We start from the raw sequence: 12,992 nt of genomic DNA on the forward strand, positions 1-12,992 counted from the left end.
GCGAATTTCGACACCCCGGCCAACCGCGAAACGCTCGAACTTTCGAAATCACAATTGAACCGGACGACAGCCAAGGCGGCAAGCAGCAAGGCGACGGTCGGCCGCTATCCGGACACGGCGGATTTTCTCGGCGATTTTCAGAAGCTGATGAGAGACCATATTGCCGTCAACCTGAACCGCGAGGAAAAGTTCGTCAACCAGAACACCCGGTTCTTCACGATGGGTTCCTGTTTCGCAAGGAACCTGGCGAGCAGCCTGAACAGCAGCGGCTATGTCAGCCATCACATGGAGATTTCCGAATACATCAATACGACGTTCGCAAATAAGGTATTCGTCGATTGGCTCAGCGGCGCCGAGATCGATGGCGCCATCCGCGACAGGATCGTGGAATTGCTGCCCCCGGGCTGGAGCAAGGATAATACCCTGGAGGTCATCAAGAACAGCGACGTTTTCATTCTGACGCTTGGCGTTGCCGCGGCGTTTTTTGACAAGGCCACCGGCGATTTCGTCCTGCCGCGGCCGAGTGCGCTGAATTCCAGGGCATTGGCGGAGAAATACCGGTTCCGTACGGCGAGCGTCAAAGAAAACGTCGACAATGTCCTCTATTTGATCAACTTCGTCAGGAGTATTTCCCCCAATATCAAGGTCGTCGTCACCGTTTCTCCGGTGCCGCTGCTGGCTTCCTTCGAATATGAGTCGGCCGTTCAAGCCGATTGCCTGTCGAAAAGCACGATGCGGCTCGTCGCACATGAGGTGGTGAACAATTCGAATATCTCGAACGTCGTCTATTGGCCCTCCTTCGAGGTCTTCAGATGGGCCGGTTCGAATGCCGGCAATTATTTCGCCGCAGACGACGGCGCCGCCTGGCACGTCTCCGAAGAAAAAGTCGCAGGCACGGTCCGCGCCTTTGTGGAGATGTTCTCCCCTTAAGTAGCCGTGACCGGGTGAAGGACACGCCTCTGCTTTCGGCTTAAGCGCTGCAGTATCTGCGCCACATCTCCCTGTAAGCGTCCTCGACCGCTTTTGTATAGGAATGCGGACCGCACCGCCGATCGATCAACGCAGGCAGATCGCGGCGAAGAGCTTCCAGTTCCGTTGCTGTCGGACGCCTTGCGATCTCGAAATATTCCGTCTCGTTCGTGGCGACCCAGTCGGTCAAGCCGATCGCGGACAGAATTGCCCCGGCAGCCCGGCTTGCGACACCGTCGCCCAGCTTCGCCACCACGGGAACACCCATGTACAGCGCTTCCCAGGTCGAAACGCCACCCCCATGGGGATAAGGATCGAGGCAGATATCGACGTCGCGATAAGCGGCGAGATGGGATTCGCGATCGGTCGTTCCGCGCAATGAAATGCGTACGGGGTCGACTCCATGCACGGCGAAGCGGTCGACCAGATGTTTGCATGTCGCGGCATCGTCGAGCATCGCGTCCTTGATGACCAGCCTCGAGGCAGGGTCCGCCGACAAGAGTTTTGACCACAACGCAATCGCTGAATCGGAGAACTTGCTGACGCGGTTAAAGATGCCATAGCTCAAAAAGCCGTTCTGCGAGACCGGCGCAAGGCTCGATCTGGCGCTGTCCGGAGGCGGTTCGAGCGGGATCAGGCACGGCAGGTCGTAGATCTGTTCGGCATAGTGATGACGCACTTCGCCTGGAATGGCGACCGGATCCGAGAACAGATAATCGATCGCGGGTATCCCCGTGCCGGTTGCGTGTCCCCAAGCCGTGACCTGGATCGGGGCTGGCTTGCGCGCGAACACCCGTAGCCTATGGCCACCGCCATGCCCGGACAGATCCACCAATATGTCGATATTGTCGCATTGGATGCATTCTGCGAGTTGATCGTCCGACCATTGCGATACGTCGCGCCAGAGGTCCGCAGACCTTTTGAAAGTCTCCGTGACATCGTCGCTGGTCGGCGAGTTGGAGTAACACACGATGTCGAACTGCGCCTTGTCACGGTTTTCAAGAATCGGCCGGTAGGTGTAGGCCGCCGATCGTCGCTTGAACTCAGCAGACACATACCCCACCACAAGCTTGCGATCCGGGTCGCGGTCGATTGCCCGACGCGGCGCAGCGCGTTCCGCCTCTTTCGATCCGATCGCCCGCCACCAGTCGGCCCGGGCGGCCTGGTGATGAACGAAGTCAGCTTTCGTGCTGAAGTCGAGCGTGAAAATGCGATTGGTAAGCGCGCTTTCATGACCGGGAGCAATGGAAAGGGCTTTCTCGAAGCAGGCGATCGCAGCATCGACATCCGCCTGAAAGGCGTGGCACTGTCCGAGCTGGACAAGGCCCTGGGCCGACAGCGGGTCGATGGCCAGCGCCGCCTCGCATGCCCCTTTTGCTTCGGCATATCGCCTGAACAAGGTCAGGACATTGGCCCTGCCGAGCCAGGCTCCCGGTGATTTCGGATTCAGTTCGCGTGCGCGATCGTAACTCGCAAGCGCCTCGTCGAGACGATAGACTCGCAACAAGGCCTCGCCGCGATTGATCCAGGCATCGACGTTTCCGGGCGCAAGCAAAAGCGCCCGATCGAGGCCAAGAATGGCCTCGTCGATCCTGCGCAACTCGATCAACGCCGCGCTTCGGTTGACGTAGGCCGGGGCAAAGCCTGGATCGAGGGCGATCGCCTGATCGTAGCACTTTATTGCCTCGGCAGGCTGGCCCATTTTGCTTAGCGCGTTGCCGCAATTGTTGTGGGCGCCGACATGTTGCGGGTTTATCGCGAGCGCTCCGCCCAAACTCGCGACGGCGTCAGTGAAGTGTCCGAGCGCAAGCAGCGCATTGCCGCGATTGTAGTGCGCATTCACAAAGCTGGGATCGAGTTCGATCGCCTTGTCCGATGAGGCAACGGCTTCTTCAAACCGTCCCAGATCCATCAATAGCGAACCGAGATTCAAATGCGCTGCCGCGGATTTTGGATCGACAAGCAATGCGCGCTTGATAAGCCGCATGGCGGCCTCGTGATTGCCGAGCTGTTGTTCCGACACGCCCAGCAGATGCAGAGCGTCAAAGTGATTGGGGTGCTTTTTCAGGATCTGCCGATAGTCCTTTTGGGCCTCCGTCAAAAGACCGCGCTGATGACAGTCGAGCGCGTGCGCCAGCGTGCCGGCGACGTCGTGGCGTCTCTGGGCTCTGGACGCTGAAGCCCAGGGGGCTGAACCGGGCGGAGCCATCGATCGGAATTCCTCAGATATGCGCGTGGAGAAGGATTTTCAGACTCGATTTAAAGAAGCGTTACCCCTTTAAAACCGGCGTGCGTTTGCCACCGCGAGAGCGCTCCCAGAGCCACGCACTCAACGACGATCGTCCCAGGCGACGATTGCAGAGTCGTTCGCCGCGGATTGCCCCTGCGCGGCACAATAGCGCCGCCAGAACTGCCGATAACCGTCCTCGACGCGGCGCGTATAGAATTCGTTGTTGGCGGCGTCCGAGCCGGCTGCCTTCGCCGGCAGTTCGGCGCGCAGCTTGCGCAACTCGTCGGGCGAGCTCGCGAATTTAAGGGCGATCGAAATATAGCCGTTGTCTCACGATAGCGCCGCCGGCGCGCGAACAGGCGCTGCTGCCAAGCTTGCAGATCACGGGAACTCCCACCAACAGGGATTCCCAGGTGCTGACGCCGCCATTTTGCGGGAACGGATCGAGCGACATATCGATGTCGGCGAACCTGGCCAAATGCTCGGCCTGCGGCGACGATCCGAGGCAGGTGACACGCTCGACGGCGATCCCGTGCGCCGCAAAACGGCCAAGCAGCGTGTCGCGCAGAAGCGCGTCGTCCAGCGAACCGTTCTTGACGACGATCCTCGAATTCGGAATCTGCTGAAGGATTTCGGACCACACGCCGAGCGCGCTATCGGAAATCTTCTCGGTGCGATTGAAGACGCCGAAGGTGACGAAGCCGTTGCGCAGCATCGGAAGCTCGGTCGGCGGCACGACGGGCAGAGGAGCGACGGTGATCCCGCAAGGCAGATCGTAGATTTCTTCCGCAAAGAGATAACGCACCGATTCAGGAATAAAAATCGGATCGGCCAGCAGATAATCCATGGTCGGAAGGCCAGTGCCCGTCACGCTGCCACAGGCAGATACCTGAACTGGTGCCGGCTTGCGCGCGAAAACGGGAAGCCGGTTGCCGCTCGAATGGCCGGACAGATCGACCAGGATGTCCACCTGGTCGCGCTGAATCCGATCGGCGAGTTCGTCGTCCGACAAACAGGAGCCATCGACCCAGACGTCGACCAGGGCGCGGCATTGATCGGTCGTGCTGTCGCAGAGAGTCGCACAGGAATAGGCGATAATTGAGAATTGCCGATGGTCATGATGGCGCAGCAGCGGCATGAAAGTCAGCGCGGCCGAGTGCGCCTTGAAATCCGATGAGACATAGCCGACCTTGATACGTTTCTCCGGATCAAGACCCGACCGCCGCAACTCGCTGCGCGGCAACTTCGCGCCGATCCTGTCCCACCACTCCCGCCGCACGGTTTGATGGGTGGCGAAATCGGCGCCGGGCAGGAATTCCATCGCAAAGATTTTCTTCAGCATCGCATCTTCGAAGTCTGGCTTGAGCACCAGCGCCTTGTCGAAAAGCTGAAGCGCGGTGGCCACGTCTCCCTGCGCGGCATAACATGATGCAAGCGAGGCGGTCGCGGATTCCGATTCCGGGTTGATCTCAAGCACTTTGTGGCTGGCGTAAACTGCCTGCGCGATCCTGTTCGTAAGAAGGCCGTGGTTGGCCTTGCAATCCCAGGCGGTTTCGAACAGGGGATCGATGGCAAGCGCCGCGTCAAAATCGGCTCCCGCCTCTTCGAACTTTCCCAGCAGCATCCTCAGCCGGCCACGGTGCACGAGAGCCTCGGGGACGTGCGGGTTGATGGCGAACGCCGCATCGAGTGCACGCTGCGCCTCCTCGAAATGGCGAAGAATGGTGCTCACCATCGCTTTGCCCACCAAGGCCGCCATATGACGCGGCTGCAAGGACAGCGCGCGATCGAAGCTCGCACCGGCTTCCGCATTTCGCTCCAGCAACAATAGTGCCATGCCGCGATTGTTATGAGCGTCGGCATAATCGGGCCTAAGCCCAATCGCCTTGTCGTGAGCTTCGACGGCGAGCTTATGGCGCCGTAGGCGCATCAGCACATTGCCGAGGTTGGTCAGGGCTGTCGGAAAATTCGGATTGAGCGCGACAGCCCTCTCCTGGCATTTTCTTGCCTCCTCGAACCGCTTCAGCTTGGCGCAGGCGAGACCGAGATTGGAATACGCTTCAGCCGAGCGCGGATCCACCTTGACGGCGCGCTTGAGATATTTTTCCGCCTCATCGAAGTGAAGGCAATTGAGCTCGGAAACGCCCAGCAAATGCAGGGCATCGAATTCGTTGGGACGGTCGCGCAATATTTGCCGGCAGAGTATCTGGGCCTCCGCGTGCTGGCCTCGCTGAAAGGCGGTGATGGCCGCCGGGAGCAGGGTCTCGGCCAGATTTCGCTTTTTCTGAAGTCCGGCGTGATGGAACGGCCGAGAGCCAAGATTCCGCGACAAGCGTATCCCCGGATGGAAGGTGATTCGCTATCAGTACCACAGCGGGGCTGATTCGACGCTCCCGCGCTCAGACAAAATTGCGTACCGCCCGCGCGATCGCGAGCGTGATGCCATCGCATCCGCTGTTGGCGGCGATTGCCTCCTTCGCGAGCCATTTCGCGATCGATGCGATGCCGCACAGGGACTAGCGCGCTTCATTGACGTCGCAGTTCCAATCGCAGGGAAAACGACAAGGCATCGACAAGGTATCGAAAAGCCTCGCGGTACAACTCGCGATGGCAATTGTTCCGGTCAATTAACGGCCTGTTCGAACGCAGGGCGTCTCGCTACTATGGGGCTTTCAGGCGGTTCAAATTGCAACAAGGCTGTTCGCTATGTTCGTTATTGAACGCATTTTTGCGGGCCTATCGCGCCTGGTCCCCCTGCTCGCGTTGCCCTTGATTTTGGCGACGGTTCCCGCCTCAGCCCTCACCAAGGAGGCTGCGATCGAGAATTGCCGCAACACGGTTGGCAAGCCTATCGTCATGGCGTGCATGCGCGGCGGCGGAAACTCCTTTGAAGGCTGCCGCGAAAAGGCCCGGCCGCAAGTCGTGGCCTGCGTCATGGCCGCCCTCAATTCCGCCAACGGACGCGCCAATGTTGCGGTTGCGGTTCCAACCGAAGCCGCGCCAAAGCCTGTGCCGGGCACGGCTTTGCCGGCCGGGTTTGTTGCCCCGCCGCGAACGATCTCCGATATCAGATCGATCCTTGACGGAGAGAAACCCGATCCGGCCTTGATCGAACAACTGAAGACGGCCGCGAACGCCGTCCCGACCGGCAAGGAAGCGCGTGGCGAGCTGTCGCAATTCTATTTCGATCGCTCGGCGGCGCGCTCCCAGCTTGGCAGGCTTGCGGACGCCATCACTGATGCGAACAAGGCCATCGAGGTCGGGCGTGGTGTCATCGATGCCTTTACCATGGGACGGAACACGCAATTTCTGGCGCTCAATTATTTTTATGCTGGCGACCTGAAACAGTCGCTCGACATCTACCTCCGCATGCTGCGCGAAACCAATGTGCAAGGCGCCAAAGGCTACGCCTTCAGCACCAACCGTCAAATCTCGAACGTCCTTGCGCAAATGGGCGATGTGCCGCAGGCGGAAGCATACCTGCGGCGCAGTCTGGCGTTGATCCAGGAAGCACGCACCAGCGGCCTTCCCGGCTGGCGAGACAACTACCAGAAATTCGGCCAGAACTGGGAAGCCGAAGTGGAGTTCAACCGCGCCGTGGTCTTCGAAGCGCGCGGGCAATTCCGCGAAGCCGAGGCTTCCTATCGCATGATGGAGCAGCGCAAACGCGCCGGAATGCAGGCCATTCTGGCGCTAAAGAATGCCCCGACCCGGTCAACGACCCTTCAAGGGATCGACGCGGCCGTTGCCGGTCAGGCGCGAATGAAGGCGCGGCTCGGCCGCCTGGCGGAAGCGGAAGTCGATGCGCGACGCGCGTTGCTATCAAGGCTTCACGACGGCGGCAAATACAACTCCAGCACCGCCCGCTACGTGATGAATCTCGCCGACATCCTCGTCGAAGAAGGGCGCTACGAGGAAGCCGAGCAGTTGACCCGCGTTGCGGTCGACATCAACCGGACGGTTGGCCTCGCCGAGGACTCACAGGCCACCGTCACTCCGTTGGCGCATCTGGCCGGCATCCTGAGGCTGGAGCGCAAGAACGAAGAGGCCAATGCGATCTTTAACCAGATCGATGCGGCCGTCGCCAAATGGGACCCGCAGCGCCGGCAGGCATTCGAGCTCAACCCGTCGCGCATTCTATCGCTCTATGCATCGGGCCAGGTCGACGCGGGGATCGCCGCTGCCGAGCAGCTGGTCAAGCGGCAGGTCCAGCGCGTCGGCGAAAATCATTTCGACGCCGCATCCGCTCATGGAACGCTTGCCATCGGGCTGATGCGCGCCGGACGTGATTGGGATGCCATCCGCGAATTCAAGACCGCCATTCCCGTCATGCTGGCGAACGCGCAAGAAAATGCTGACGACGAAGACACGACGCTGGTGGCTGCGCGTAGCCTGCGGCTCCAAACCGTCGTCGAAAGCTATTTTAGCCTGTTAGCCCGCGCACAGGGTGCAACCGATGCGGTCGGCGAGGAGAGCTTCAGCCTCGCCGATTCCGTCCGCGGCCATACGGTGCAGCAGGCGCTGGCCGCTTCCAGCGCCCGCGCGGCCGCCCACGATCCGGCACTGGCCGACCTCGTGCGCAAGGAGCAGGATCTCAGCAAGCAGGTCAACGCTCAGCTCGGCGCTTTGAATAACGTGCTGGCGATACCCTCGAGCGAACGCGACGAGAAGGGCGTCCAGCAAATCCAGGCGGCAATCACAACCCAGCGCGCCGAGCGCGACAAAGCGCGGCTGGAGATCAAACAAAAGTTCCCCGCCTATGCCGAGCTCGTCTCACCCAAGCCGCCGAGTGTGTCGGAGATCCGCGCGACGCTCGCCGACGGCGAAGCGATGCTGTCATTCTATTTCGGTCAGGATAGCGCTTTTGTCTGGGCCGTTCCGAAGTCGGGGCCGATCGCTTTTGCGCCGGTGAATGCCAAAATTGGCGATGTTGAAACGAAGGTTCGCAAGCTACGCGAGGCGCTCGAGCCGCAAGCGGCGATGATCTCGGATATTCCACCCTTCGATCTCAAGCTCGGCTATGAACTCTACGAGCTGTTGCTGAAGCCAGTCGAAAGCGGCTGGAAGCCCGCCAAAAATCTCATCGTCGTCACCAATGGCGCGCTCGGCCTGCTGCCGCTGTCGCTGTTGCCGACGGCACCATTCGAAGTAAAGGAAGACGAAGAGCCGCTGTTCGCCGGCTATCGCAACGTGCCGTGGCTCGCCCGGACCCACGCGGTCACGAGCATCCCATCGGCGGCGGCGCTGCGCACGCTGCGGCAATTGCCGCCCGGCAAGGCCGGCCGCGGCGGACTGGTGGCCTTCGGCGATCCCTACTTCAACAGAGATCAGCAGACCGAGGCGGAAACTGCCGCGCAGACCGTCGAGGCCAAACTCGACGTCAATAAGCTCGATGTGAAAGTTCAGACCGCTGATGCCGGCAGCAGCGTTATGCGCGGGGTACCATTGAAGCGGCGCAGCAGCCCGAAGCTCGAGGGCGTCGATAGCGCCGAGATTGGTCTGCTACCACGGCTTCCCGATACCGCCGACGAGTTGAAGTCGATCGCGCTGGCGCTCCAGGAAGACCCCTCGAAGGTACTCTTTCTCGGAAAGGACGCGAAAGAGAGCGCGGTGAAGACGATGAACCTCTCCGGCTTCAAGATCCTGGCTTTCGCCACCCACGGCCTGGTGCCGGGCGAACTCAACGGCTTGACCCAACCGGCGCTGGCCTTGTCGGCGCCTATTGTCACCGGCGAAGACGGCGACGGGCTTCTGACCATGGAAGAAATCCTGGGTTTGAGGCTCGATGCCGACTGGGTCATCCTGTCGGCATGCAACACCGGCGCCGGTGCCGGAGCCGGCGCGGAGGCAGCATCTGGACTGGGCCGCGCCTTCTTTTACGCAGGCACGCGCGCGCTCCTGGTCACGAACTGGTCGGTGCATTCCCAATCGGCGCGGCAACTCGTCACCGATTTGTTCAAACGGCAGGCCGAAGACCCAAAAATCGGGCGCAGCGAAGCACTGCGGCAGGCCATGCTTTCCCTGATGGATGGACCGGGCTACCTTAACAACGAGGGCAAGACGGAATTCGCCTATGCGCATCCGTTGTTCTGGGCGCCCTATACCATCATCGGTGACGGCGGCGTGCGATGACGTTGGGCTGGGAGTAAAGGGTGAGTGGACAAATGACGAAGTGGATGTGGCTCGGCATCTTCGCGGCCGGGCTTCTTGACCTCGGGACGGTTGGCGCAACCCCATTGATCACGGATGACGAGGCCAGGCTGCCGCCGCCGAAAGGCGCGATCTCAGCCAATACGCGCGGCATTCTGCGCGGACCGAAAGTGGAAGTGATTTCGCCAAATGAAGCCGCGCACTCGCCGCTGCGGCTGCAACTTAAATTCGAGAGCTTTGGCGGCGCCAGGATCGATATCGAGTCGGTGAAAGTGCTTTATCTTCGCACGCCGAATGTCGACCTGACGGCGCGCGTCAAGCCGTTCATCCAGGCCGGCGGCATCGATATGCCGGATGCCGAACTGCCCCCCGGCGAATATCTGGTGAGGGTCGACGTCAAGGACAGCGACGGCCGCCCGGGCAGCGTCAGCTTTATGTTGAGGGTTTCGCCGTGATGCCAAGATGAATTGCCCGTATTGCGGATCCGAAACCAATGAGGATGCGCTGGTCTGCGCCGCCTGTTCGCGCGACATTGCCGTGCCGTCGACCCTGATCGCCGAGCGCGACGAACTCCTGCGCAAGCGGGAGGCGTTGCGCGATGAGTTGAAACGCCGCCGTAGCGACATCGAGACCATCATTCGCCGCAGGAAGTCGCGCTAGACATGGAATGCCCGTTCTGCGCCGAAAACATCAAGCATGAGGCCCTCGTTTGCAGGCATTGCTCGCGCGATCTGCGGGTGGTCCGGCCGATGCTGCTCGAAATCGACGACATCGTCTCGGATCTCGACGAACTGAGGCAGGATCTCGATCGCGTCAACGCGGCGCTCGAGCGTTATCGCAACCCACTGCGATACTTCGTCACCTACGCCGTCCTTTACGTTCTGATTCCCGCGCTGCTGCTCGTCATCGCCCATATCCTGGTCACGATCGTCTTCAACATCTCGCCGCTTTGGCTTCGGCTTGCCTCCGTCGCGATTCCGGTGCTTTTCGGTTTTGCGGCCTATCCGCTGCACAAGGTCTCGATGAACAGCGCGTTGGTGCTCGGCGTTTCCACCGCAGTGGTCAGCGTTCTCGCGATGCTGGCGGTCACCGGTCTCCACGACAACGTGCCGATCTTACCCGAGGTCTGGATCGAATGGCGCGAGGTGTTCGAATATGGCGCCAGCATCCTGCTCGCCTTTGTCTCAGGCAACATCCTCGGCGTTCTGATCTTCCAGGTGATGCCGCGCATCCTGACGCAAGGAAGCAAACCCAATGCGCTCGCCTTGAGGATCGCGCGCCTGCTCGGGCATCACGTCGGCGACGAGCAGTTGCGGCGAAGGGCGCGGCTGATCCAGAACCTGATTCAAACGGCGGGACCGCTGGTCGGCGTGGCAGCGACCGCGGTTGGCTCGATTTATGCAGGATTGAAGGGTATTTTGAGTTGAAGCCGTTATCGGATTAATGACACTCCAATTGGCCACTCAAAGTGCTTGCTTAGAAGTACCCGCTTATTGGCCAGATCATGCCATTCAAAGCTCAGCCAACATGAACCAGTTTCTGTCCAGTCGCCGAGTGCGATCCGTCAAGGTGACTTCCGAGCGCTGGCAACGGAGAGCCGTTTTTGTGCTCGGCGGCGTTGTGATCGGGGCGGTGGCCGTCGGACTGGCGATGCTGGCCGACTGGGCGCAACTTGCTTTCGCCACTCTGATAGCGAAATCGAGTTACGCTTCGCTTGTGGTTACACCGGCAGGCTTCGCACTCTCGGTATTCCTGACCAATCGCTTCTTTCCCAACTCGCAAGGCAGCGGCATTCCGCAGGCGATCGCCGCGCGCCAACTTTCCGATCAGGCCGCGCGAGGCCGTCGCGCTCGGCCACATGTCGCCGCGCCGCCAGCCCGGCTTGATCCTAGCGGGTGCAGCGGCCGGCGTTTCCGCCGCTTTCAACACCCCGCTTGCCGGCATTGTGTTTGGAATCGAGGAGATGAGTCGCGAATTCGAGGTGCGCACCAGCGGATTGATTATCGGCGCCGTCATCGCGGCCGGTCTGACCTCGCTCGCTTTGGTCGGCAACTACGCCTACTTCGGGAGCAGCGCAACCATGCTCAGACACGGCACGGATTGGCTTGCGATTCCATTGTGCGGCGTGGCCGGAGGGCTCGCCGGCGGCTTGTTCAGCCGGGTTGTTATTGCGGCAGCGCGTGGACTTCCCGCGCTGCCGGGACGTCTCATCAAGCGGCATCCGATCCCGTTCGCCCTGGTCTGCGGTCTCGGCGTGGCGCTCTGCGGGCTTGTCTCTGGCGACCTGATCTACGGCACTGGTTATGAGCAGGTGAAAACGGCGCTCGATAGCGGGATGCCGCTGCCATGGCACTTCAGCCTGTTGAAGCTCGTTGCCACCGCATTTTCCGCGGTCAGCGGCATTCCTGGCGGTATCTTCTCGCCGTCGCTCGCGGTCGGCGCCGGGCTCGGCAGCGACATCGCGCAGCTATTTCCGAACGCGCCACTCGGGGCCATCATGCTTTTGGGCATGGTGTCCTATTTCGCCGGCGTGGTACAGGCGCCGATTACCGCCTTCGTCATCGTCACCGAGATGAGCGACAACCATGCCATGGTCGTGCCGCTGATGGCCGCGGCGCTTATTGCTTACGCGACGTCTCGTCTAGTCTGCCCCGAAGGCATCTACCATGAGCTGGCAAAGGGCTTTCTGCGGGCAGGCTCCGACGGGATCGTCGCTCGCTGATCGCATGTCGCGGCTTTTTCTAACGAGACGCCCGGTGCTGGCAGATCGAAAATCGCTTTAAATTGAAATGGGGCGGGGTCCTTGCCCTGCTTTCAACTCGAACCTGAAGGGTTTTGAAAGTCGGGCGGTGAAGTCGCCCCTTGCGAACATGGGGGACTCTCTTCAATTCTCGGGCCAAACCGGGGTTTCTCGACAGCGAAACAGCCCCAGCGACAGCGGTCACTGGAGCTGTTCCGGCTGGTTTGATTGTGCCGTTGGGAGACGGCACGGATCGATAATTCTCTTGTGTCCCGGCCGTTCCTATCCGCATTTTTTATTCGGGCGGCGCCGCTACCTGGTGAGTTGATCGACTCCTCCATCGCCGCGGTGCGCTCTTTTTCTTGGCTTTGCGCAATAGCAGCTCTCGGACCTGATCATCTGTGCAAGCCTCGGCCTTCTGTCTCGCCAGCTTGGCCATGGCGAGCAGCCGATCGCGGAGAGAACCCGCCGGTCGAGTGCGATTGCGATGCACGGATGCCTTATCTCCCGAATTTATTCGGGCCGAGAAACGCTGATGGCAGGGATTCCGTTCCCTTGGAAGACAAGGCCGGCGGGCGACCTATCGCCTCAGCAGCCGCTTGTCCCGATGCCTTGGTGCACAAGTGGACAACCCCACCGGAGTCGCGGTCCTGACCCATAGAGAGTCCACAGGAACGGTTCGCCGCTTTCCGGCCTGTATTTCTGACAGCAAACGGAGGCCGACCATGCCAAGGTTCCATTTTAACTCTCTCACCGGCGAGGGAGGAGCTTCCGAACGCCGACTCGGCGCGCGAGGTCGCAGAGCGGTCGGCCAGGGAGGCGTTGATAGAAGCAGTCAAGACGGGGGACACGGCTCCGGATTGCATTCAGGTTACCGATGGCGAGGGTCGCGAGGTGGCGACC

At 60.8% G+C, this 12,992-nt stretch carries 7 protein-coding genes and 2 pseudogenes; 7 read left to right on the forward strand and 2 right to left on the reverse strand.

What is annotated here, in order from left to right; genetic code table 11:
- The coding region (locus tag ABSE61_RS35150) for a GSCFA domain-containing protein (RefSeq protein ID WP_423875765.1) at window positions 1-930 on the forward strand (930 nt) is incomplete at its 5' end.
- 40 nt (window positions 931-970) lie between these two features.
- On the opposite strand, the gene ABSE61_RS35155 is transcribed toward ABSE61_RS35150, so the two are convergent.
- Both ABSE61_RS35155 and ABSE61_RS35160 read right to left on the reverse strand, forming a co-directional pair.
- Entirely contained in the window at window positions 971-3,178 is a 2,208-nt protein-coding gene (locus ABSE61_RS35155; protein WP_423875766.1) for a tetratricopeptide repeat protein, read from the reverse strand.
- Between the two features lie 120 nt (window positions 3,179-3,298).
- Window positions 3,299-5,531: pseudogene (locus ABSE61_RS35160) on the reverse strand (O-linked N-acetylglucosamine transferase, SPINDLY family protein).
- Between the two features lie 374 nt (window positions 5,532-5,905).
- Between ABSE61_RS35160 and ABSE61_RS35165 the strand changes: the two are divergent.
- From ABSE61_RS35165 to ABSE61_RS35190, 6 genes and pseudogenes are all read left to right on the forward strand, one after another.
- Window positions 5,906-9,331, forward strand: a complete 3,426-nt coding sequence (locus tag ABSE61_RS35165; protein ID WP_423875767.1) for a CHAT domain-containing tetratricopeptide repeat protein — start codon at window positions 5,906-5,908, stop codon at window positions 9,329-9,331.
- Between the two features lie 32 nt (window positions 9,332-9,363).
- Entirely contained in the window at window positions 9,364-9,804 is a 441-nt protein-coding gene (locus tag ABSE61_RS35170) for a hypothetical protein (RefSeq protein WP_423875768.1), read from the forward strand.
- A 7-nt stretch (window positions 9,805-9,811) separates the two neighbouring features.
- Complete coding sequence (locus ABSE61_RS35175; protein WP_423875769.1) at window positions 9,812-10,009, forward strand: hypothetical protein; 198 nt, start codon at window positions 9,812-9,814, stop codon at window positions 10,007-10,009.
- Window positions 10,010-10,011: 2 nt separating this feature from the next.
- Window positions 10,012-10,776 carry a hypothetical protein gene (locus tag ABSE61_RS35180; protein WP_423875770.1) on the forward strand — a complete coding sequence of 255 codons (765 nt, stop codon included), beginning with the start codon at window positions 10,012-10,014 and terminating at the stop codon, window positions 10,774-10,776.
- A gap of 100 nt (window positions 10,777-10,876) precedes the next feature.
- Window positions 10,877-12,071 (forward strand): annotated as a pseudogene (locus ABSE61_RS35185) (chloride channel protein).
- A 756-nt stretch (window positions 12,072-12,827) separates the two neighbouring features.
- Window positions 12,828-12,992: DUF6894 family protein (locus ABSE61_RS35190; protein ID WP_423875771.1), on the forward strand; the 165-nt coding region annotated here is incomplete at its 3' end.

It is taken from the genome of Bradyrhizobium sp. (genome assembly GCF_049519115.1).
Lineage (GTDB): Bacteria > Pseudomonadota > Alphaproteobacteria > Rhizobiales > Xanthobacteraceae > Bradyrhizobium.